Origin of the sequence: Arthrobacter oryzae, assembly GCF_030718995.1 — a bacterium.
GTDB classification, from domain to species: domain Bacteria; phylum Actinomycetota; class Actinomycetes; order Actinomycetales; family Micrococcaceae; genus Arthrobacter; species Arthrobacter oryzae_C.
On record NZ_CP132204.1, the window covers coordinates 3,407,695 to 3,430,674 of the forward strand.

General features: G+C 65.3%; 20 protein-coding genes. 17 read left to right on the plus strand and 3 right to left on the minus strand.

Annotated elements, in window-relative coordinates:
• Window positions 1-36 precede the first annotated feature (36 nt).
• Window positions 37-1,383 carry a lytic transglycosylase domain-containing protein gene (locus Q8Z05_RS15560; protein ID WP_305940494.1) on the minus strand — a complete coding sequence of 449 codons (1,347 nt, stop codon included), beginning with the start codon at window positions 1,381-1,383 and terminating at the stop codon, window positions 37-39.
• Between the two features lie 243 nt (window positions 1,384-1,626).
• On the opposite strand from Q8Z05_RS15560, the gene Q8Z05_RS15565 reads away from it, so the two are divergent.
• Complete coding sequence (locus Q8Z05_RS15565; RefSeq protein WP_305940495.1) at window positions 1,627-1,980, plus strand: Rv2175c family DNA-binding protein; 354 nt, start codon at window positions 1,627-1,629, stop codon at window positions 1,978-1,980.
• A gap of 69 nt (window positions 1,981-2,049) precedes the next feature.
• Here Q8Z05_RS15565 and Q8Z05_RS15570 read toward each other — a convergent pair whose 3' ends face one another.
• Window positions 2,050-3,144 carry a polyprenyl synthetase family protein gene (locus Q8Z05_RS15570; protein WP_305940496.1) on the minus strand — a complete coding sequence of 365 codons (1,095 nt, stop codon included), beginning with the start codon at window positions 3,142-3,144 and terminating at the stop codon, window positions 2,050-2,052.
• Window positions 3,141-3,668 (minus strand): hypothetical protein, encoded by a 528-nt coding sequence (locus Q8Z05_RS15575; protein ID WP_305940497.1) that lies wholly within the window; start codon window positions 3,666-3,668, stop codon window positions 3,141-3,143. Before Q8Z05_RS15575 ends, Q8Z05_RS15570 begins: the two co-directional genes overlap by 4 nt.
• Window positions 3,669-3,808: 140 nt before the next feature.
• On the opposite strand from Q8Z05_RS15575, the gene dinB reads away from it, so the two are divergent.
• The 16 genes from dinB (at window position 3,809) to Q8Z05_RS15655 (ending at window position 22,953) form a co-directional block, all read left to right on the plus strand.
• Entirely contained in the window at window positions 3,809-4,969 is a 1,161-nt protein-coding gene (gene dinB / locus Q8Z05_RS15580) for a DNA polymerase IV (RefSeq protein ID WP_371745983.1), read from the plus strand.
• Window positions 4,970-5,200: 231 nt separating this feature from the next.
• Window positions 5,201-5,572 carry a DUF3040 domain-containing protein gene (locus Q8Z05_RS15585; protein ID WP_305940499.1) on the plus strand — a complete coding sequence of 124 codons (372 nt, stop codon included), beginning with the start codon at window positions 5,201-5,203 and terminating at the stop codon, window positions 5,570-5,572.
• A gap of 378 nt (window positions 5,573-5,950) precedes the next feature.
• On the plus strand, window positions 5,951-6,379 hold the full coding sequence (gene mraZ / locus Q8Z05_RS15590) for a division/cell wall cluster transcriptional repressor MraZ (protein WP_028271726.1): 429 nt from the start codon (window positions 5,951-5,953) through the stop codon (window positions 6,377-6,379).
• A gap of 180 nt (window positions 6,380-6,559) precedes the next feature.
• Window positions 6,560-7,558: a 16S rRNA (cytosine(1402)-N(4))-methyltransferase RsmH gene (gene rsmH, locus Q8Z05_RS15595; protein WP_305940500.1), complete on the plus strand. Its 999-nt coding sequence runs from the start codon at window positions 6,560-6,562 to the stop codon at window positions 7,556-7,558.
• Entirely contained in the window at window positions 7,555-8,232 is a 678-nt protein-coding gene (locus tag Q8Z05_RS15600; protein ID WP_305940501.1) for a hypothetical protein, read from the plus strand. Before rsmH ends, Q8Z05_RS15600 begins: the two co-directional genes overlap by 4 nt.
• A gap of 43 nt (window positions 8,233-8,275) precedes the next feature.
• Window positions 8,276-10,078 (plus strand): peptidoglycan D,D-transpeptidase FtsI family protein, encoded by a 1,803-nt coding sequence (locus Q8Z05_RS15605; protein WP_305940502.1) that lies wholly within the window; start codon window positions 8,276-8,278, stop codon window positions 10,076-10,078.
• 76 nt (window positions 10,079-10,154) lie between these two features.
• A complete protein-coding gene (locus Q8Z05_RS15610) occupies window positions 10,155-11,804 on the plus strand; it encodes a UDP-N-acetylmuramoyl-L-alanyl-D-glutamate--2,6-diaminopimelate ligase (RefSeq protein WP_305940503.1) in 1,650 nt (549 codons plus the stop codon).
• A 6-nt stretch (window positions 11,805-11,810) separates the two neighbouring features.
• Window positions 11,811-13,286, plus strand: coding sequence for a UDP-N-acetylmuramoyl-tripeptide--D-alanyl-D-alanine ligase (locus tag Q8Z05_RS15615; protein WP_305940504.1), 1,476 nt, complete (start codon window positions 11,811-11,813; stop codon window positions 13,284-13,286).
• Window positions 13,283-14,392 (plus strand): phospho-N-acetylmuramoyl-pentapeptide-transferase, encoded by a 1,110-nt coding sequence (gene mraY, locus Q8Z05_RS15620; protein WP_305940505.1) that lies wholly within the window; start codon window positions 13,283-13,285, stop codon window positions 14,390-14,392. The genes Q8Z05_RS15615 and mraY overlap by 4 nt, the downstream gene beginning before the upstream one ends.
• Window positions 14,374-15,975, plus strand: a complete 1,602-nt coding sequence (gene murD, locus Q8Z05_RS15625; RefSeq protein WP_305940506.1) for a UDP-N-acetylmuramoyl-L-alanine--D-glutamate ligase — start codon at window positions 14,374-14,376, stop codon at window positions 15,973-15,975. Before mraY ends, murD begins: the two co-directional genes overlap by 19 nt.
• Before the next feature lie 2 nt (window positions 15,976-15,977).
• On the plus strand, window positions 15,978-17,297 hold the full coding sequence (gene ftsW, locus Q8Z05_RS15630; protein WP_305940507.1) for a putative lipid II flippase FtsW: 1,320 nt from the start codon (window positions 15,978-15,980) through the stop codon (window positions 17,295-17,297).
• A gap of 6 nt (window positions 17,298-17,303) precedes the next feature.
• On the plus strand, window positions 17,304-18,404 hold the full coding sequence (murG, locus tag Q8Z05_RS15635; RefSeq protein ID WP_305940508.1) for an undecaprenyldiphospho-muramoylpentapeptide beta-N-acetylglucosaminyltransferase: 1,101 nt from the start codon (window positions 17,304-17,306) through the stop codon (window positions 18,402-18,404).
• Entirely contained in the window at window positions 18,401-19,804 is a 1,404-nt protein-coding gene (gene murC / locus Q8Z05_RS15640) for a UDP-N-acetylmuramate--L-alanine ligase (RefSeq protein ID WP_305940509.1), read from the plus strand. The genes murG and murC overlap by 4 nt, the downstream gene beginning before the upstream one ends.
• Window positions 19,797-20,666, plus strand: a complete 870-nt coding sequence (locus Q8Z05_RS15645) for an FtsQ-type POTRA domain-containing protein (RefSeq protein WP_371745866.1) — start codon at window positions 19,797-19,799, stop codon at window positions 20,664-20,666. Before murC ends, Q8Z05_RS15645 begins: the two co-directional genes overlap by 8 nt.
• A gap of 283 nt (window positions 20,667-20,949) precedes the next feature.
• Window positions 20,950-22,173: a cell division protein FtsZ gene (ftsZ, locus tag Q8Z05_RS15650; protein ID WP_305940510.1), complete on the plus strand. Its 1,224-nt coding sequence runs from the start codon at window positions 20,950-20,952 to the stop codon at window positions 22,171-22,173.
• 45 nt (window positions 22,174-22,218) lie between these two features.
• Window positions 22,219-22,953: a polyphenol oxidase family protein gene (locus Q8Z05_RS15655; protein WP_305940511.1), complete on the plus strand. Its 735-nt coding sequence runs from the start codon at window positions 22,219-22,221 to the stop codon at window positions 22,951-22,953.
• Window positions 22,954-22,980: the final 27 nt, after the last annotated feature.

A 22,980-nucleotide genomic window follows, 5' to 3' on the forward strand; every position in this document is an offset into this window, starting at 1 on the left:
CCTCCCGGCACTCGCTGCACGAGTACCGGAGACAAATCAGCTGAAGTTCTTTTTGTGCGCCTTGATCGCTGCAACGTACGCCTTGGTGTCGTCGTACATGCCGTATTTGCTGACGGAGTACTGGCCCTGGTAGTAGCCGGCAATGGCGTGGTCCATGTCCTTGCTGGTGCGGGTCAGCTGGCGGATGATGGCTACACCGGCGGTAGCGTTGTCATAGGGATCGAGCAGGTTCAGCGTGCGGCCCACGAGGTCTGAGGCCCATTCGCCCGACGTCGGGATGACCTGCATGGTGCCGATGGCGTTGGCCGGCGAGACAGCGCGCTGGTCGAAGCCGGACTCCTGGTAGGCGAAGGCCAGGGCCAGGGAAGGATCCACGCCCATGCGGCGTGCCGTGTCCGCGACGATCGACTTCATCTGTTCCCTGGAGGGTACTGGCGAAGCGTTGAGCAGTGCCTTGTTCTGGTTGGCGGAGGAGACCACGGCGGCCGGGTAGGTGAAGCCGAGGAATGAACTGGGTACCAGGGGAGTGACGCTCGCGGCCGGCTGGATCGAAGCGCCGGGGATGACCAGCTTGTTGCCGGGGTAGATCACGCTGCTCATGGTCAGCTTGTTCGCGGACAGGATCTCTGACAGCTTGACCCCGTGCTTGGCGGCGATGGCGGAGAGCGTATCTCCGGACTTCACCGTGTAAGAGCCCGAGCTGGCAGCAGGAGCCGCCGCAGGAGCGGGCTTGGCCGCGGGGGTCGAAGCAGCCGGCGCCGAGGCCTGGCCGCTGCCGATCTTGATTTTCTGACCCGGGTGGATGACCGAGTTCATGTTGAGGCCGTTCCAGCTCAACACCTCGGACAGCTTGACGCCGTGCCGTGCGGAGATGGCGCCAAGGGTGTCACCGGACTTAACGGTGTAAACGCTCCCCCCGGAACTGGCCAGGGCGGGGGCCGCCGGCTTGGCGGAGGGGGCCGGAGCGGAAGCCGAACCGGTCAGCTTGATCTTCTGCCCCGGGTAAATAACGGTGTTCGGCTGCAGGTTGTTCAGCTTCAGGATGGCGTAAGTGTCGAGGCCGTAGCGACCTGCAATGCTGCTGATGGTGTCACCGCGCGCAATAGTGTATTCCGCCGGCGCGGAGGGCTGGGCGGGCCGGAGCGAGGCGGGGAGGGAGGTGGACACTGATCCGGCCGGAATGACGCCGGACTTCAGTGCCGCTTCCTGGGCCTGCATGGCAGCCGCCAGGGTCGCGGGCACGGTGCGCGGGCGCGATTCCGCCGCTGCCGGCTGCGCGATGGCCAGCGAAGAGAGGACTACTGCGGGAAGGGCGGCCGTGGTCGCCGCAATCATAGGCAGGCTCGGCCTGGGGTGCTGCTTTGGCGATCGGGGCGTGGTCATGGGGATGATCCTCTTCTCAGCGGCGAATGCTGTCGGTCAGGCCGGTGTTACGAATGATACTAGTGTTACTAAAGTTAGTGTTGATGCAAATGTGATCTATGTGAATCTCTCACGAATTGTCGATTAGCACAAGAAATGTTTGGCACTGGATATATGCCTATGTTCGGAGTGTCGATTCACGGGCCACGCCCCCGGAATCGCGACGACTAGGCGCAATAGCGCCCTCCGTGGCAATCTTGATCCGTGAGTACTGTAGAAAGCCTTGTAGGCGACTGGCTGCCGCTGCCCGACGTTGCAGAAATGATGAACGTTTCCATCACGAAGGTCCACGGATTATTGGACGAAAAAGCGCTGGTGGCCCTCAGGGTCGGCGAACGTCGAATCAGGTCCGTACCCGCCGACTTTATGCAGGACGGCCATCCGGTCGAAAGCCTGAAAGGGACCATCGTGGTCCTGTCCGATGCCGGCTATTCCGACGAGGAACTCATTACCTGGCTCTTTACTCCGGACGAATCACTTCGGGGCCGCCCGATTGACGCACTGCGCGAAGGCCGTAAAACGGAGATCCGCCGCCGGGCACAGTCCCTCGCCTGGTAGTAGCCCGCAGTTAGCACCCGGAACGGCCCCTGTGCTTGGACCCGTCCAAACACAGGGGCCGTTCCGATGTCAGGCGGCGCGGCTGACCGTTGCCTCGGCCAGTTTCCGCAGGGCCGTCTTAGGCAGGTCTTCCAGCGGCAGCAGGTCCAGTTCCGTGAAGGCTGCTCGGCCGAATTCCTCAATCAGGACTTCAGTGGCCTGGAGCGCACCGCAGTCCACAATGATGCGCCGGATTTCCTCCACGTCGCCGTCGGACAGGTCCGGGCTTCCGAGTCGTGCATCGAGGAAGCTGGACTCCGCCGGAGACGCCTGGTCGAGGGCGAAGGCAACCAGGACCGTTCGTTTGCCTTCCCTCAGGTCATCGCCGGCCGGCTTCCCGGTGGTAACCGGATCACCGAAGACTCCGAGTACATCGTCACGGAGCTGGAAGGCTTCGCCGAGCGGCAAGGCGAATGCGGAATAGCCGCGGAGCAGTTCATCGGACGCGCCCGCCAGTGCTCCTCCGAGGGCCAGCGGGTGCTCAGTCGAATACTTCGCCGACTTGAACCGGATGATTGACTGGGCCCGGCTGACAGCTCCGGCGCGGTCGCGCATGGGGCCGGCCACTTCTTCCAGGATGTCAAGGTATTGCCCGGCCATCACTTCGGCCCGCATCAGGTTGAAGATCAGCCGTGCCCGGCTGCCCGATGCTGCCGCCTCGCCTATTTCGGTGAACGTCTCCTCGCTGAAGGAGAGGCAGAGGTCGCCGGTCAGGATGGCTGCGGCGTGGCCGAACCGTTCACTGTCCAGGGCCCAGCCCTGCGCTTCATGCAGTTGGCTGAAGCGGCGGTGAACACTGGGGCCTCCGCGCCGCGTATCCGAACGGTCGATGATGTCATCGTGGATCAGTGCCGCCGCCTGGAAAAGTTCCAGGGCGGATCCGGCAGTAACCACTTCCGTGGCAGCAGCCTCGCCACCGGCGCCGCGCCAGCCCCAGTAGCACATCAGGGCACGCAGCCGTTTGCCGCCGGTGACCAGGTTTGAGATAGAGCCCATCAGCGGATCGATGTCCTGGGAGATGGCGGACATCACCGACTGGCGGGTGGCAAGGAAATCAGTGAGCTTGCCGGCGACGGCGGCCACGAAGGCCGTCTGCTCCAGGCGCAGCTGCTCTGCGACCGTCACTTGGCGGACTCGGCTGCGACGTTGGCACCGATGGTGAACGTGGAGACCCCGCCGGTTTCCACCACGGCGATGTTCACCGTCTCGTTGTCACCGCGCAGGAAATCCTTTGACGCGACCGCGCCCACGTTCTCCCCGGGCACCGCTTTGAATCCCTGCGCCTCCAGCGCCTTGGTGTAAAAGGAAACGACGTCGGCGGCCGGCGAGCCGATATTGCCCACCAACGCTGCCGTGGCCGGAGTGGTCGTCTTGTCGAAGCTGCTCGAGACCACCCTGGCCCCAGGCATCACGGGAAGCAGCTTTTCCGGGAACCCGGTGACGAGGGCGCCGACGGCCGCGGTGGTCCCGGGCGACGCCGACGGGCTGGCCGGTGCCGTGGTGGTTACCTGCCCCGTGGCGGAAGCTGAAGCGCTGGCGGTCCCGGTGGCCGCGCCGGGACCGGCCGGGGTGCACGCCGCCAGGGCCAGCATTGCGCCAGCCACCATTACGGCGCAGCCCGCAGGCTTGAGCTTTCCAATTACCTTCACAGGGACAGTCCTCCTGGTGTTGACGCCGGATGCAGCCTCCAGTTTAGTCAGTACCACGGCATAGGATTGAAGGCGTGGGGTCGGAACAGGATAAACAGCAGCACGAAGCGACCCTCCGGGAGCTCCGTCGAAGCAGCATCATGCATGTGGACATGGACGCCTTCTTCGTCTCGGTGGAACTTCGGAGCCGTCCTGAGCTGCGCGGAAGACCGGTGATTGTTGGTTACCCGGCGGACCGTTCGGTCGTGCTTTCCGCTTCCTATGAGGCCCGGAAATTCGGTGTCAAATCCGCGATGCCCATGGCGGTGGCGGCGCGCATGTGCCCCTCGGCGGTCATTATCGAGCCACGGCACAAGCTCTACTACGAGGTTTCTGCCCAGCTGATGGCAATCTTCGGCTCGATTACGGACCTGGTGGAGCCGCTGAGCGTGGACGAAGCCTTCCTTGACGTCGGCGGGGCGATCCGGCGGCTCGGGAGCCCCCGGGAGATCGGCGGGATCATCCGGCGGCGCGTGCATGAAGAGCTCGGCATCACAGCCTCCGTGGGAATAGCGGCCAGCAAATTCGTGGCCAAGATCGCGTCCACCCGCTGCAAGCCGGACGGGCTCCTGCTGATCGGCCCGGATGAAACCGTTGCCTACTTGCACAGTCTTCCGGTTAACGCGCTGTGGGGTGTGGGAGCGAAGACGGGAGAGGTGCTGGCCCGCATGGGAATCCGCACCGTGGCTGATGTTGCCGCTACCCCGCCGTCCGCACTGAAAAAGCTGCTCGGCGCATCGGGGGAGCACGTGTACCGGCTCTCCTGGGGAATCGATCCCCGGCCTGTGACTCCGGTCCGCCTGGAGAAGAGCATCGGTGCCGAGGAAACGTTTGCCGTGGACACTTCCGACGACGTACTCCTGCACCGCGAGCTGCTGCGCCTGTCGCACCGCACCGCCGAGCGTCTCCGAAGCACAGGGATGGTGGCCAGGACCATCTCCCTTAAGCTCCGCTACACCGACTTTTCCACCATCACGCGCAGCAGGACGGTGCACGCCCCGGTGGACAGTGCGCAATTGATCTATGCCGTGGCCGTGCAGCTCCTCGAATCGCTCGGTCCACGGGCCATGACGGTCCGCTTGGTCGGTGTCAGGGCCGAGCAACTCGAGGACGCTGCCCAGACCTCGCTCCAGCTGAGCTTTGACCGCCGTGATGATAACTGGCGGGCGGCGGAACAAGCCCTGGACAGGGTGGCGGCGAAGTTCGGCTCGAAATCGGTGCTCCCTGCGCGGCTTCTGGACCCTCATAGCGCCGCTGACTAACTGAGCAGTGTCTTTCAGAACAGGGCGCAACAAACTATCCTTAGATATACATAGATTTCGAACGTCTGGACATGCCTAACGGTCTTCTGGATCAGCCCTTCGTCCGAATGCGTGGAGTCCGGTCGTCCGATATTCGGGTGCCGGGAACCTCCTGCGCATGCCGGTCGTTATCGGATTGACAGCACAGAGGCCACGGCACGTCCGGACGTTGGCCGACTTAAGGAGGTCGTGATGCCGCTCTCGGAGCACGAACAGAAGTTGCTCGAGCAGCTGGAGAAGCAGCTGCACGAGGACGACCCGAAGTTTGCCAACTCAATGGGATCGGATCCGGGCCGTAACTGGTCCACGCGCCATATCGTGATCGGCGTGCTGGCCACCTTGGCCGGTGTCCTCCTCCTGCTGGTGGGCGTATCACTTCAGAACATTTTTGTCGGTGTCCTCGGATTCATTGTGATGGGAGCCGGAGTCTATTTCGCAACGATGCGTAGCTCCGCCGCCGGCAAGGCAAAATCGACTGGCGGTAAGAAAAGCGGCAAGGGGCGGAGCTCCTTCATGAGCGGCCTCGAAGAACGCTGGGACGAACGCCGCCGCGGCGAACCGTAACAGCATCGGCGTGACGGCCGTGAGCTGACCTCCACTTCGCACCACCTGCCCCAGGGCAGGCTTGCAGGAAGACCCGCCCAGGCGGGTCTTTTGCATTTAAAGGCCCCCAATTGTCAGTGGTCGCGACAGGCGCAGGGGCAGTGAGGGTCGCCGTCGGACGGTCCCATGCACCGCGGCGCACCACACGGCGCCAGAATCCCTCCACTTTCCACCACCGGCCCAAAACCCAGGTATTGCGAGGCCGGGATTCCTCCAATCCCGGGATGAATCTTCCGTGTCGCGTTGACTGTGGAGCGATGTGGAGTAAAGTGGAGCAAGTAAGAGGGTAGTGGCAGCACAGGGGACGTGCTGCTCCTGACGACAGACAGGCGGGTGGCCATGTTTCTTGGCACTCACTCGCCGCGTCTGGACGAAAAGGGGCGAATCATCCTCCCAGCGAAGTTCCGAGAGGAACTTGCCAGCGGACTGGTACTGACAAGAGGCCAGGAACGCTGCATCTACGTCTTCAGTGAGCGGGAATTCGAACGGATTCACGAGCAAATGCGGGAGGCGCCCATCTCCTCCAAGCAGACTCGTGACTACATCCGGGTTTTTCTCTCTGGAGCCTCGGACGAGGTACCTGACAAGCAGGGGCGCGTGACTATTCCTCCCGCACTCCGGGCGTACGCAGGTCTTGGCAGGGAGCTCGCCGTAATCGGCGCCGGCTCCCGGGCAGAGATCTGGGACGCCCAGGCCTGGAACGAGTACCTGGCGGAAAAGGAAACCTCCTTCTCCGAAACCGACGACGCAATCCCGGGAATCTTTTGAGCCCCGGAGGCGACAAGGCAAGCGTTTCTTGAACGAGATCTCCAGCCGCCCATCCGATCGTTGTCCTGGCTCACTTCCCCGGAGCCAGGCGGACGTTGGGATAGGCGCGGATGGGGATCTGGCTCAAGAAGCGCACCGAGGCCCACCACGGCAGACAACCAGGCACGAAAGGACGAAGGTATGAGCGATCCCAACCAGCCAAAGCCCACGTCCGAACGCCATGTACCGGTCCTCAAGGACCGGTGCATCAATTTGTTGGCCCCTGGAATAGAAGCAGCCCTCCGCCGCGGCGAGACGCCAGTGGTCATCGACGCGACCCTGGGAATGGGCGGGCACTCGGAAGCCCTGCTCCAGCGGTTTCCGGACCTCCACCTGGTCGGGATCGACCGCGACGAAGAAGCGCTGGCGCTGGCCGGCGAGCGTCTGAAGCCTTTTGCCGGCCGCACGGACCTGGTTCACGCCGTTTACGACGAAATACCTGACGTTCTCCGGGACCTTGGCATCACGGAGGTTCACGGCGTCCTCATGGACCTGGGAGTTTCATCCCTGCAGCTGGACGAGCGCGAACGCGGTTTTGCCTATTCCTTTGATGCACCCTTGGACATGCGGATGGACACCAGCCGCGGGCAGACGGCCGCGGACGTCGTGAACAACTACAGCGAAGAGGACCTGGTCCGCATCATCCGCAAATGGGGTGAGGAGAAGTTCGCCGGCAGGATCGCCAACCGCATCGTGGCCGCGCGTGATGCAAAACCATTCACCACAACCGGCGAACTGGTTGACACCATCCGTGCCGTGGTTCCGGCCGGGGCGGCAAAGACCGGCGGACACCCGGCCAAGCGGACCTTCCAGGCCCTGCGGATCGAAGTCAACGAAGAACTCGATGTCCTGGAACGCGCCGTTCCCGCTGCCGTGGACGCGCTGGCGATGGGCGGCCGTGTTGTGGTCATGTCCTACCACTCGCTGGAGGACAAGATCGTCAAGAAGGTCTTCCAAGCCGGCTCCAAGTCGTCCGCGCCGCTGGGGTTCCCGGTGGAACTGGAAGAGCACAAGCCCGAACTCAAGACCCTGACTAAGGGCACCGAGGTGCCCACCGCCGATGAGATCGCCGAGAACCCACGCGCAGCGTCCGCCCGGTTGCGTGCAGTTGAACGAATCAGAGCCAGGAGGGCCGCATGAGCACCGCCGCTGCCAAGAACTTCCCAGTCGTGTCCGGCACGGCGGCCCGTGCCCTCACGGGGCTCAAGCCCGCGGGAGGGTCCGAACGGAAGCTGCGGACCCCCCTCTCCGTGGTCCGCTCGACGCCGCGCAAGCGCCGGGCCCCTTTCGTCGTACTTTGCTTTGCCCTGCTGGCCGTCGCGCTCATGGCGGTCCTTGTCCTGAACATTTCCGTCTCCACAGCCCAGTACCAGCTGGTGCAGCTCCGCAGTGAACAGTCCACCCTGACGAAGCAGAACCAGGACCTGACACAGCAGGTCCAGAACTTTGATGCTCCGCAGAACCTTGCGGCCAAGGCGACGGAGTTGGGCATGGTGGCTTCCACCGGCAAGGGCCAGATCGACCTGTCCACGCTGACCGTCAGCGGCACGCCCAAACCGGCCGTCAAGGGTGACAAGCCCGGAGCGATCATTGCTGCGCCGGCGGTCGCCGGGCAGTTGACCGTGGTTCCTCCCGCCACCACCAAGGAACCGTTGGCCGTCCGCAAGCCGGCGGAAGCGGCCGCCCCGGAAGCAGCCGCTCCACCGGCAGCACCGGCACCGGCCGCGGCTGCGGCCGCGGCCGCCCCGAAGCCTGCGGTTAATCTTCACGGCGGATCTGTTCCGGCGCCACAGCAGAAGACGCCGGGACAGTAACCGACGGGACTGACCACCAGCAAGCAAGCAGCAAGGACTCACCGTGGCACAGCGCACCGGCAAGAAGAAAACCGCAAAAGTGCCCAACGCCACCAGAAGGCTCCGCCTCGGCCTGGGCATGATGCTTGCGTTGCTGCTGGTGGTCGGCGGCAAGCTGTTCATGGTCCAGGGGCTGGACATCGGCGGGATGGCTGAGGCCGCGCTGAACAACCGGCTCACTCCCATCGAGCTTCCTGCCGAGCGCGGGAGCATCCTTGACGCGGACGGAACGGTCCTCGCCAACAGCGTGATCCGCTACAACGTCGTGGTGGACCAGCGCGTCAACACCAAGACGGAGTCCTTCAAGCGCCTGGACACAGTCGGCGACAAAGAGGAGCTCGTCACCGTGTCCAGGGACCAGGGCATCAAGGAACTGGCCTCCCTGCTGGGCCAGGAATCCGAGGACATCAAGGACGCCCTGACGGGGGAGAAGCCCTATTACATCGTGGCCAAGGACCTCAAGCCGGATATGGAGGACCGGATCTCCAAGCTCCAGATCCCGGGGATAGTTACCGTCGGCACCAGCAAGCGTGTCTACCCGAACGGCTCGGTGGCCGGGGGGATCGTCGGATTCCTGCAGGACGGAACCACCGGCCAGGCGGGACTGGAACAGACCCAGGACGAGGTCCTCAAGGGAACCCCCGGTAAGCGGCTCTTCGAAATCGGCGCCGACGGCCTGCGCATCCCGGTCGGCGTGGACGAACTGACTCCCGCCGTTGACGGCAAGGACATCCGGCTCACGCTCGATTCCGACCTCCAGTACTTTGCCCAGCAGGCCATCCAGAACCAGTCGGACAAGCTGGGCGCCGAATGGGGCGTCATCATTGTCCAGGACATCAAGACCGGCAACATCATCGCCATGGCAGACACCAACTCCCCGGATCCCAATGATCCCGGCAAAGTGGACGCCAAGGACCGTGGCGTACGCTCCGTGACGGCGGCGTACGAACCGGGGTCCGTGGAGAAGATGATCACTGCCGCCGCCGTCATCGAGGAAGGCAAGTCCAGCCCGCTGGACAAGTTCACCATCCCGTCGTCGTACGTGGTCGACGGCCAGGTGTTCACGGACTCCTTCGATCACGGGACCGAGGAACGGACGCTGGCCGGCATTCTGGGCTGGTCCATGAACACCGGCACCGTCATGGCCGGGCAGCGGCTCACCAAGGAACAGCGACACGACTGGTTGCAGAAGTTCGGCATCGGCGAAGCCCCCGAGATCGGGCTTCCCGCAGAAGCCCGCGGCATCCTCACCCCGGCCGACCAGTGGGACGGCCGGCAGGAATACACCGTCCTCTTCGGCCAGGGCGTGTCGCAATCCACGTTGCAGACCGTCCGCGCCTACCAGTCCATTGCCAACGACGGCGTCATGCTCCAGCCGCGCCTGATCGACAGCTACATCAGCCCCGACGGAACCGAAGAGAAAGTCCCGCCGAAGGAAAGTCGACAGATCGTGTCCAAGGAAACCGCGCAGCAGGTGCGGGACATCCTGGAGAGCGCAGTCACCGAGGGCCAGATCAAGGATGCGGCCATTGACGGCTACCGCGTCGGCGCTAAGACCGGAACCTCCGAATCGCCATGCGATGACGGCAAGTCCGGGTACTGCGGCTACACGGCCTCCATGGTGGGGATGGCGCCGATGGACGATCCGCGGTTTATTGTTGAAGTTGTCCTGCAGCGTCCCAAAGGCAGCATCTACGGAATAACCAATGGTCCGGTGTTCCGCTCCGTGATGAGCCAGGCCCTGCGGACGTACAACGTTCCGCCATCGACGGGCGAGCCGGTCAGGCTGCCCCAGTACGTCAAGTAGCACGTCCACAACATCGTACGTACCCGGGAACTTCCCCTACGCCCGGTGTGATCCACTAGCACCAACGGAGATCCACTTGTCAGAGCACCACGCCCCAGGCAGTACAGACGCAGCGAGCGGCACGGTTGCCGGTTCCGGGTTCCGTCCCACCGCCGTTGCGGCGGTGCCGCTCGGCACCATCGGCGAGTCGATCGGCGTCGTCGTTCCCGGGGCGTCAAGCTCCGTTCCCGTCACCGGGATTTCCCTCAACTCGCGTACCGTGGCGCCTGGCGACCTCTATGTCGCCCTTCCCGGGGCAACCCGGCACGGAGCGGACTTTGTGTCGCAGGCTGTCGACGCCGGGGCTGTGGCAGTGTTGACAGACGACGACGGCGCAAGGCTCCTGGCGTTGTCAGCAGACACTCCCGTGCCGGTCCTCGTGGTTGACACGCCCCGCGGCGCAGTGGGCGGCCTGGCCGCGCTGATCTACCAGAGCCGGCCGGAAGGCGGCGCTGCTCCCTCGCTGTTCGGCGTCACCGGCACCAACGGCAAGACCACCACCACCTACTTCATCAACGCGCTCCTGCAGGCGCTGGGCCGCAGGACCGGCCTGATCGGCACCATTGAGATCCTGGCCGGCGGTGAGCCGATTCCCAGCCAGCTGACCACGCCAGAGTCCACCGACGTCCACGCCCTGCTGGCCCTGATGCGCGAACGTGACCTCGACGCTGCCTCCATGGAGGTCTCTTCGCACGCCATCTCGTTCCACCGCGTGGACGGGGTTGAGTTCGACGTCGCAGGGTTCACCAACCTCACCCAGGACCACCTCGACCTGCACGGCACCATGGACGAGTATTTCCAGACCAAGGCGGAACTCTTCACGGCCGCGCACGCCAAGACAGCCGTGGTCACCGTGGACGACGAATGGGGCCGCCGGCTCGCTGCCGGTGCCGGCATTCCGGTCACCACCCTGGCGACCGCGCAAGGCAACGAGCCGGCGGAGTCCGCTGACTGGACCGTCACGGCCACCGCGCCCCGCGGACTCGGCACGGATTTCCTGTTGCGGCACCGCGATGGAACGGAACTCCGGGTCCATACGGGTCTCCCGGGAAGCTTCAACGTTTCCAACGCCGCCCTCGCAACCGTTATGGTCCTTGCCAGCGGAGTTGACGCAGCAACGCTGCAGTCAGCCCTCGACTCGGCCGATCCCTTCACCGTGGCCGTCCCGGGACGCATGCAGCTCGTCTCCACGGCGCCGGCCGCCGTCGTCGACTTCGCCCACAACCCGGATGCCCTGCAGCGGGCGCTGGAAGCGGTCCGCTCACCTGAGCCCGGCTCAAGGGTGATCGTGGTCTTTGGGGCCACCGGTCAGCGGGACCAGGGCAAACGGCCTGCCATGGGGGCCATCGCCGCGCGCCTGGCGGACGTGGTCATTGTCAGCGATGACGATCCCCACGATGAGGACGCCGCCGCCATCCGTGCAGACGTCCTGGCCGGCGCACGGGAAGCCAAGGAAACCGACGGCCTTGGCTGCACGATCCTGGAGTCCCACCCGCGCGACGCCGCGATCCGGCAGGCTGTGGACATGGCATTTCCGCACGACACCATCCTCGTGGCCGGGCGCGGACACGAGGTCTGGCAGGAAGTCAAAGGCGTCAACCTGGCGCTCGACGACAGGGTGGAGCTCCGCGAGGCCTTGACAGCCCGCGGATTCACCGTTCTGAACGACCAGCGGATAGAGTCCTAGACCGAGATGATTGCATTTACTGCGGCGGAAATTGCCGAAATTACTGACGGCCGCCTTGCCGCCGATCCGACCATTACGCCCTCGGCAGTGGTCACGGACTCCCGCGAGGCCATGGCCGGGTCCCTCTACGTAGCCAAGCCCGGCGAGGCCGCCGACGGCCACGACTTCACTGCTGCAGCCTTTGAGCGCGGCGCAGTCCTGGCGCTGGTGGAGCGGGACGTGGCGGATGACTCCGGCAAGCCGTATCCGTCCATCGTGGTGGAGGACGCGGTCCTCGCCATGGGCGCCCTGGCCGCCGAGTCCGTGCGCCGGATCCGTGCCCGCCGTGAGGCCGAGGGGTCGGATTTCACCGTTATCGGCATCACCGGCTCGGCCGGCAAAACCACCACGAAGGACCTCCTCGCCGGAATCCTTGCTGCCGAAGGCACCACGGTCTCGCCCCAGGGCTCATACAACGGCGAAGTGGGTGTTCCGCTGACCGTTTTCAAGGCAGGGTTCGATACCCGCTACCTTGTGATCGAAATGGGCGCCACCGGGGTGGGCCACATCCGCTACCTCGCAGACATGGTCCGGCCCACCATCGGGGTGGTCCTGGGCATCGGTACCGCCCATGCCGGGGAGTTCGGCGGCGTGGACAACATCGCCGTTGCCAAGGGCGAACTCGTAGAGGCCCTTCCGGACAGCGGTACGGCCGTGATCAACCTCGACGACGGCCGCGTTTCCGCCATGACGAGCAGGACAAACGCGAACGTCCTGGGATTCTCCGCGCAGTCCGCGGACGACGTCCCTGCCGCCGGACTGCGGGCCGTGCACGTGGAGACCAATGCAGCCGGTAATCCCGAGTTCGAACTTCGCTTCCCCGGCGAAACCGCCGGACACCAGGTCCGCAGCCGGCTGATTGGTGCGCACCATGTGACCAACCTCCTGGCAGCAGCCGGCGCGGCCTACGCCGCCGGCGTCCCGGCGGAACGGATCGCGGCGTCCCTCAGCTCACAGGCCGCCGCCAGCCGCTGGCGGATGGAACGCACCGAGCGCCCTGACGGCGTGACCATCATCAACGATGCCTACAACGCGAACCCCGAATCGATGCGTGCCGCCCTGCGGACATTGGCGGACCTCGGCCGAGGACGCCGCACCTGGGCCGTCCTCGGCGCCATGCTGGAACTCGGCGACGAGTCCATCCGGGAGCATATGGCAGTGGGCACCCAGGTGGTGCGGCTCAACATTGCCCGCCTCGTGGTGGTTGGCCGGGAGGCCCGGTCGCTCTACGTCTCCGCCGTCAACGAGGGCTCCTGGGGCGACGAATGCGTCTTCACGGAGTCAGTGGACGAAGCCTACGATCTGCTCCAGCGGGAACTGGAACCCGGCGACCTGGTCCTCTTCAAGTCCTCCAACAGTGTGGGACTAAGGCATCTGGGTGATCGGATAGCATTACCCCCACATGTCCGAGCAACCGCCAATGAAGGGAGCGAGTCGCTGTGATTGCACTGCTGATCGGCGCCGGCCTGGCCCTGCTGTTTGCATTGGTGGGAACCCCGCTGTTCATCCGTCTGCTGGTACGGAAGAGCTACGGCCAGTTCATCCGGGACGACGGTCCCACGTCGCACCACACGAAGCGCGGCACCCCGACCATGGGCGGCACCGTGGTGGTCATGGCGGTGCTGCTCAGCTACGCACTGACGCACCTCATCATGTGGATGGTTAATCCGCGGTCGGCCGGACCGTCGGCGTCCGCGCTCCTGCTGCTGTTCCTGATGGTGGGGATGGGCCTGGTGGGCTTCCTCGACGACTTCATCAAGATTTCCAAGCAGCGCAGCCTTGGCCTCAATGCCAAAGCCAAGCTGATTCTGCAGGGTGCTGTGGGCATCATCTTCGCCATCCTGGCTTTGAACTTTCCCAATGCCGACGGCGTGACTCCGGCGTCCACCCAGATCTCGCTGGTGCGTGACATCCCGTGGCTGAACCTTGCGTTCGGCGGTTCCGTCCTCGGTGCCATCCTGTTTGTGCTGTGGTCCAACCTGATCGTCACGGCGGCCACCAACGGCGTGAACCTCACTGACGGCCTGGACGGGCTCGCGGCAGGGGCATCGGTCATGGTGTTCGGTGCCTACACGCTGATGGGCATCTGGCAGAGCAACCAGGCCTGCGGATCCCCGCGGCAGGCCGGCGGCGGCTGCTATTCCGTCCGGGACCCGCTGGACCTGGCGTTGCTTGCCGCCATCCTGAGCGCGGCCCTGGTCGGTTTCCTGTGGTGGAACACGTCGCCGGCGAAGATCTTCATGGGCGACACCGGCTCGCTGGCCATCGGCGGCGCGGTTGCCGGTTTCGCCATCCTGTCCCGGACCGAACTGCTGCTCGCCTTCATCGGCGGCCTCTTCGTCCTGATCACACTGTCAGTGATCATCCAGGTGGGCTATTTCAAGATCACCAAGGGCAAGCGCTTCTTCAAAATGGCACCGCTCCAGCATCACTTCGAACTCAAGGGATGGGCGGAAGTCACCGTCGTGGTCCGTTTCTGGATCCTCGGCGGCCTGTTCGTCGCAGCCGGCCTTGGCATCTTCTACGCAGAATGGGTGGTCCTGCTGTGAGCAGTCCTATACCGTCGCCGCTGGCAACGTCGCCCCGCCTCGAGAGCCTCGTGAGCTGGGACTCCGATTGGGCCGGCCTCCGGGTCGTTGTCACGGGAATCGGCGTCTCCGGGTTCGCCGCCGCCGACACCCTGATCGAACTCGGCGCCCGGGTTGTGGTGGTCGACGCCGCCACGAGTCCGATAGCCCGTGCCCAGGCGGACACCCTGAAAATTGTTGGTGCCGTTGACGTCCTCCTCGGCGAAGACGCGGTGCACGCCATGCCGAAGATCGACGGCCAGAAGCCGGACCTCATTGTGACCTCCCCGGGCTGGCGCCCGGACCAGGCCCTGCTCGCGTTGGCTGCCCGGACCCACATCCCCGTCTGGGGCGACGTGGAACTCGCCTGGCGGGTGCGTGAGCGGGAGGGCCGCAAGACCGCGGACTGGCTCACCATCACCGGAACGAACGGGAAGACCACCACCGTTGGCCTGACCGAATCCATGCTTCAGGCGGCCGGACTCAAGGCCATTGCCGTCGGCAACGTGGGAACACCCATCCTCGACGCCCTGCGTGACCCGGTGGAGTACGACGTCCTCGCCGTAGAGCTTTCGAGCTTCCAACTGCACTGGAGCCACTCCGTCTCGCCGGTCGCCAGTGTCTGCCTCAACGTCGCTGAGGACCACGTGGACTGGCACGGCTCCTACGCTTCCTACCTGGCCGACAAAGCCAAGGTCTACGAGCGGACCCAAAAAGCCTGCATCTACAACGCCGAGCAGATCGAAACCGAACGCATGGTGGAGAACGCGGACGTCGTGGAAGGCTGCCGTGCCGTGGGCTTCACCACCGTGACGCCGGCCATCAGCATGCTCGGCGTGGTCGAGGGACTCCTTGTGGACCGCGCCTTCATCGCCGAACGCAAGGACAGTGCCGCAGAGCTTGCCGCCATGGCGGACCTCGGCCCGGTGGCACCGCGCCACATGGTAGCCAATGCCCTGGCAGCGGCGGCACTCGTCCGGGCCTACGGCGTCGAAGCGCAGGCCGTACGGCAGGGACTGAAGAGCTACATCCCGGGCGAGCACCGCATCCAGCTTATTGCCCGGCACAACGATGTGCTCTGGATCAACGACTCCAAAGCAACGAACCCGCACGCCGCGGCAGCATCCCTGTCGGCGTTCAGCAACGTCATCTGGATCGCAGGCGGACTCTCCAAGGGTGTGAGCTACGACGAACTGGTCCAGGAGCAGGCACCCCGGCTGAAGGCCGTCGTCCTGATCGGAGCGGACACAACGGCGCTCACGGCCGCCCTCAAGCGACACGCACCCGATGTCCCCGTGATCGGCCGCACCAAGGGCGACACTGAAAATGTGCAGTCCGCCGACACGGGTGACGCCGGCACAGTGCCCTCGCCAATCTACGGGGAAACTGTGATGGCCCAAGCCGTTGCCGCAGCGGCACAGCTGGCCGCTCCGGGGGACACTGTGCTGATGGCCCCGGCGGCTGCTTCCATGGATCAGTTCTCTTCCTACGCTCACCGTGGTGACGCCTTCATTGAAGCCGTCCGCGGGCTCGTGGAAGGGCAGGCTCAGACCGGCGAGGAGTAACAATGGTCAGCACGCCCACCCGTGCCCCGGCTGCCAAGCCACGGGGCACAAACCGGCTCCCGTCCGCTTCGAGGACCGGCCACGTGCCTCCGCTGGCCCGGCTTCGCAGCCTCCACCGGAGCTTTTGGGCGAAGCTGGAAGGCAACGGAAAGTCACGCAACGGATCCACGTACTACCTGATCCTCGGCTCCACCCTTGCGCTCACGGCCATCGGTATCATGATGGTGCTTTCCGCGTCCAGCGTCGAAGCCATTGCCGCAGGGGAGTCGCCCTACACGGCGGCGCTCAAGCAGGGCATGTTCGCCGCCATCGGCATCTTCACCATGTTCGTGCTGTCCAGGATCAATGTGGTCTGGCTCAAACGACTGGCCTGGCCTGCGATCGGGGCGGCGCTGGTCCTCCTGGTCCTCGTGCAAGTGGTGGGCGACGAGGTCAACGGCAACAAGAACTGGATCGACCTCGGCGGCATCACCTTCCAGCCGTCGGAGGCGTCAAAACTTGCCCTCGCTCTCTGGATGGCCACCGTCCTGGCCATGAAGGGCAAGCTGCTCAGCCGCTGGCAGCACGTTGCTATCCCGGCCGTCCCCATGGCCATGATCATCATCGGGCTGGTCCTGGTGGGCAACGACCTCGGCACCGCCATGATCATCATGATGATGGTGGCTGCGGCCCTGTTCTTCGCCGGCGTCCCGCTCTACTTCTTTGGCATTGCCGGGCTGCTCGGCGCTGCCGGAGCAGCCGTCATGGCCGTCACGAGTTCAAACCGCATGTGCCGCATCACGTCCTGGTGGACCGGCGAGTCGTGCGCGAACGGCATCGACGCCAACTACCAGGCCACCAACGGGCTGTACGGGCTGGCGTCCGGCGGCTGGTTCGGAGTGGGCCTCGGCCAAAGCCGGCAGAAGTACAGCTGGATCCCCGAAGCCCACAACGACTTCATCTTCGCCATCATTGGCGAGGAACTCGGCCTGGTGGGCACCGTCGTCGTACTTGTCCTTTTTGCCATCCTCGGTGCCGCGATCTACCGCGTGGTGGTGGCGCAGGAAGACCTGTTCCACCGTGTCCTTGCCGGGACCATCATGGTGTGGCTCCTGGGCCAGGCCACTGTCAACATGTCCGTGGTCACCGGACTCGTTCCTGTCATCGGAGTTCCGCTGCCGTTCATCTCCTACGGCGGTTCTGCGCTGCTGATGTCGCTGTGCGCCGTCGGCGTAGTGTTGTCGTTGGCGCGGGAACAGATGGCGCCAAGCGTCCAGCCCAAGCGGCTGCTCAAGTTCCGCACCAAGGGCGGGCGCCCACACCCCACACGAAAGCGTAAATAGCACTTAATGAATGCCGAGTCTTTGTCAGTAGTCCTTGCCGGCGGCGGAACAGCGGGGCACATCAGTCCGCTGCTGGCCATAGCGGCCGCGGTACGGGACGTCCGTCCGGACGTTCGCCTGCTGGCAGTGGGAACGCCCAGCGGGATGGAGACCAGACTGGTCCCCGCCGCCGGTCTTGAGCTGGCCACCATCAGCCGGGTGCCGTTTCCCCGCCGGCCTTCCCTGGACCTGCTGCGGCTCCCTGGACGGCTGGCCGGCGCGGTCAAGCAGGCCGGAAAAATTCTCGACGACGCTCACGCGGACGTGCTGGTCGGTGTTGGCGGCTACGTCTGCACGCCGCTGTATCTCGCCGCCCGGCGCCGTAGGATCCCCATCGTCATCCATGAAGCCAACACGCGGGCAGGCCTGGCCAACAAGGTGGGCGCCCGCTTCAGCCGACATGTCGGCGTTGCCTTCGCCGGCACCAAACTCCCGGGCGCCCGTCACGTCGGCATGCCGATGCGCAAGGAAGTCTCCGGGCTGGACCGTGCCGCCGCAAAGCACGCGGCACGCGCACTGCTGGGTCTGGACCAGGACAAGCCTGCCCTGATTGTCACCGGCGGATCGTCCGGGGCACAGAGCATCAACCGGACCATCGCGGCGTCCGTACCTGCCTTGGCCAAGGCAGGAGTCCAAACCCTCCACATCACGGGAAAGGGCAAGGCCGTTCTTGACGACGATGGCAAACCGCTGACTGCCGACGGCTACCGCCAGGTGGAATATGTCGACGGCATGGAGAACATCTACGCCGCGGCCGACCTGCTGGTGGGGCGCGCGGGGGCAGCCACCGTCTGCGAGACCGCGGCTGTCGGGGTTCCGGCAGTGTTCGTTCCGCTCCCTATCGGCAACGGTGAACAGGCACTGAACGCGGCCGGTCCCGTTGCGGCGGGAGGGGCCCTGATGGTGGCCGATGCCGCGTTCACGCCCGAATGGGTAGCCCGCGAAATCATCCCGCTGCTGTCAGATCCTGACCGGCTGGCGAAGATGTCAGCCAGCGCTGAGTCCCTGGGTATCCGAAACGCAGATCGCCGCATGGCTGATCTTGTCCTGGAAGCGGTAAGCAAATGACCACGTCAACGGCAGGCGCCGGCCAGCGGAGCATGGAATCCCTGGGCCGCGTGCATTTCATCGGCATTGGCGGCGTGGGCATGTCGGCCGTTGCCCGCATCATGGTGGCCCGCGGTGTCCCGGTGACCGGCTCCGACGCCAAGGACCTCCCGGTGATGGCAGACCTGGCCGCCGCAGGCGCAGGCATCCACGTGGGCTACGCCGCCGGCAATGTGGGGGCCGCCCAGACCGTGGTGGCAGGTTCCGCCATCCGCGCGGACAATCCGGAACTCCAGGCCGCCCGTGACGCCGGGCTGCCCGTGCTGCACCGTTCGGAGGCGCTGGCGGCCGCCATGGCCGGCGACCGTGTGGTCACGGTTGCCGGCACGCACGGAAAATCAACCACCACGTCCATGATCACGGTGCTGCTCCAGCGTGCCGGCCTGGACCCGACGTTTGCCATCGGCGCCAACGTTCCGGCACTGGGGGTCAACGCTGCCAGCGGCACGTCCGACGTCTTTGTCGCCGAGGCAGACGAATCCGACGGATCGTTTTTGAACTACCGGCCGAACATCGCCGTTGTCACCAATGTTGAACCTGACCACCTTGACTACTACGGAACCGCGGAAGCCGTCTACCAGTCGTTCGACCGTTTCACGGAACTGCTCCCGGCCGACGGCGTCCTCGTGGCGTGCGCCGATGATGCCGGCGCCCGCGCCCTTGCGGAGCGGACCGGCGCACGGGGCAACACCCGGGTGGTCACCTACGGCACCGCCGAAGATTCGCTGCTGCGGCTGCACGACGGCGGACCGGGAGATGTGTGGGTGTCCACCCCCGCGGGACGGTATGCCCTGGAACTGCAGGTCCCCGGCCGCCACAATGCACTCAACGCTGCCGCGGCATTTGCCGTGGCACTGGAACTTGGTGTTGCGCCCGAGGCCGCTGCCAGCGCCCTGGCCCATTTCTCCGGAGCATCGCGCCGCTTTGAATTCAAGGGGGAGGGGCGGGGAGTGCGGGTCTACGACGACTACGCCCACCACCCCACGGAGGTCCGGGCGGCGCTGTCGGCTGCCCGTTCCGTGGCGGGCGACCACAAGGTGCACGTGCTGTTCCAGCCGCACCTGTTTTCCCGGACACGGGAGTTCGCGGCCGAGTTCGCCGAAGCCCTCAACGCCGCTGACAGCGCCCTTGTGCTGGACATCTACCCCGCCCGGGAAGACCCGATTCCGGGAGTCAGCAGTGAACTGATCGCGGACCGCCTTTCCACGGGCGGCCGGCTTGTCGCTGCCGAGGACGCAGTCCCGGCCATTGTGGCCAACGCGGCACCCGGGGACATTGTGCTTACGGCCGGCGCGGGCGACGTCACCGCCTATGGCCCGCTGATCGTCCAGGCACTGCTGGCGGAGGCGCCAGGTGGCTAGCACGCGCCGGCCGACATACAAGACCGGCAGGTCCGCCCCCAAGGGAAAGGCTGAACCGGGCAACGCACACGCGGAAGTGATTTCAGCTTCCAAGGACGCACCCGCAGCCGGCCGCGCGACCCTGGCCGAGCGCCCTGCCGCCACGGTCCTGTCCTTCCCTGAACCCAAAGGCAAGCGGGTCCGGCGGAACCTCGTCCTTGCCGTGAGCATCATTGCAGCGCTGGTGGCCGGGCTGCTGGCGGCTGCCGTCTATTCGCCGGTTCTTGCCGTGCGGACATTCTCCGTGGACGGCACCAAAATGCTGACGGCTGAACAGGTCAAGGCTGCGCTGGAGCCGCTGCACGGCAAGCCGCTGCCGCAGGTGAACGACGACGAGGTGAAGCAGCTGCTGCAGCCGCTCGTCCAGGTCAAGGAAGTGACCACGGAGGCGCGGCCGCCGTCAGTGCTGGTGGTGCACATCCATGAACGCACGCCGGTTGCGCTGGTGAAACAGGGAGACGTCTTCCAGCTGGTTGACGTTGACGGGGTGCAACTGGGCACCACCCAGGATCCCGGAAGCGTCCAGTTGCCCGTGATCGACGGCGGGGCGGGCGTGATCGGCAAGGACCTGTTCAAGGCGATCACCGCGGTTCTGGCCGCGCTGCCGGCCGATGTTCTCGCCCGGCTGTCCGACGCCTCGGCGAAGTCCGTGGACGCCGTCGAACTCAAACTGGTCGACGGCCAGACTATCGTCTGGGGCAATGCGGGGGAGAAGGAGCTCAAAGCCAGGGTGCTCGCGGCCTTGCTCAAAGCGCCCGCTGATCCCAAGAACCCGGTCCGGGTCTACGATGTCAGCGTTCCCCGGCATCCCGTGACACGATAGTGGTCGAGCACCCGGGAAAGCGCCGGGAGGCACCGGGGCAAACACTGACCAACACTGCCAATGCAGCGGGACGGTTTCCGTCGTGAAAGCGGGTTCCTGCTGTATTTAGCGGGTATTCCCACGACACGCGGAGCAGGTCATTGAATGTCTCAGGCATAGGAAATAGCGTCACAACATGAGTTACTTGACATAACTATAACCTTCAAGTCGAAGGTTAAGGTTTGACACTTCAAGCAAGACTCCATCAGTTTTCGCAATAGGACACGAACAAGGGACACGTAACGTGGCAGCTCCGCAGAATTACTTGGCCGTCATCAAGGTCGTCGGCATCGGCGGCGGTGGCGTGAACGCAGTCAACCGCATGATCGAAGTCGGTCTCCGCGGTGTCGAATTCATCGCAATTAACACCGATGCCCAGGCTCTGCTCATGAGCGACGCCGACGTCAAACTTGACGTTGGCCGCGAGCTGACGCGCGGCCTCGGCGCCGGCGCGAATCCTGAGGTCGGCAAGCAGGCCGCCGAGGACCACGCGGACGAAATCGAGGAGGTCCTGCGCGGCGCCGACATGGTCTTCGTGACCGCCGGCGAAGGCGGCGGCACCGGAACCGGTGGCGCCCCTGTCGTGGCCCGCATCGCACGTTCGCTCGGTGCGCTCACCATTGGTGTGGTCACCCGCCCGTTCACCTTCGAGGGCCGCCGCCGTGCGGGTTCCGCCGAGGCGGGCATCGACGCCCTCCGCGACGAAGTCGATACGCTCATCGTCATCCCCAACGACCGGCTGCTGTCCATCAGCGACCGCAACGTCTCCGTGCTGGATGCATTCCGCTCCGCCGACCAGGTCCTGCTGTCCGGTGTCCAGGGCATCACCGACCTGATCACCACTCCCGGCCTGATCAACCTCGACTTCGCAGACGTCAAGTCGGTCATGCAGGGTGCGGGGTCGGCGCTCATGGGCATCGGTTCGGCGCGTGGCGAGGACCGCGCTGTCAAGGCGGCCGAACTCGCCATTGCGTCGCCCCTCCTGGAAGCATCGATCGACGGCGCCCACGGCGTCCTGCTGTCCATCCAGGGCGGCTCGGACCTGGGCCTCTTCGAGATCAACGAAGCGGCGCGCCTGGTCCAGGAAGTGGCCCACCCGGAAGCCAATATCATCTTCGGTGCCGTCATCGACGACGCCCTCGGCGATGAGGCCCGCGTAACAGTCATCGCCGCAGGCTTCGACGACGTCAAAGCCACGTCGCCGTCCATGGACCAGTCCCAGCCCCTGGCAGCGCCCCAGCGCCCGGCAGCACCCACGTCAGCTCCCGCCCCCGCGCAGGCGCCGGCCCAGCACGTCCAGCCGGTCCACGCCGGCATCGGCGCCTCCGGCCTGAGCAACTGGGGGCAGCAGCGCCCCTCTGCCGTCCCCGCGGACTCGGGTTTCGACGTCGACCTTCCTTCCGTTGTGGAGCCGGACCTGTCCGGCAGCCGCTCGGATGACCTGGATGTTCCCGACTTCCTGAAGTAGGGCCGGCAGGACGTTTTGTCAGCTGGTCAGTTAGCGGTGTTTTGATTGTTTTGGTGGCGAACAGAAGTCCGGCCCGGCGTCTGGGTGGCATTCACTGACGCCGGGGCCGGAAACCTGGCCCTGCACGTCGGGGATGACCCGGCCGAAGTGCATCTTCGGCGCGGTCTCCTGGAGGCTGAAGCAGGCCTGGGGGCAGGCAGATTCCAGTACATGAACCAGGTCCACGGCAATGCTGTGGCCTATATCGGCGATACCTTCATCGGCGACGCGGCGGTCGCCACGGCGGGCAGCACTGGTGCAGGGGGCCCCACCGCTGACGCGATGGTGTCCTCCGGGCGTCCGCTTGCCGTGATGGTTGCGGACTGCGTGCCTGTCGTCCTTGCCGGGCAGACAGCAGCGGGGCGGCCGGTCCTGGCTGTAGCCCATGCGGGCCGCCCGGGCGTGGCCGGCGGCGTCATCCCCGCGACCGTGGCGCGGATGCGGGCCGAGGGCGCGGAAGACATCCGGGCCTGGATCGGCCCGTCGATCTGCGGATCCTGCTACGAGGTGCCCGAGGAAATGAGGGCTGATGTGGCGGCGGCCGTACCTACGACCTGGTGCACGACGTCGTGGGGCACTCCCGGCCTGGACCTTCCGGCCGGTGCACGCAGCCAGCTTGAAGACAACGGGGTTGCCGTGGAGTATTCCGGACCCTGCACCCTTGAAACTGACGGGCTCTTCTCCTACCGAGGCGATCCGGGCACGGGCAGGTTCGCCGGGCTGGTGTGGACCGGTGAGTGAACCCCGGGACGTGACGGCCGCAGATGA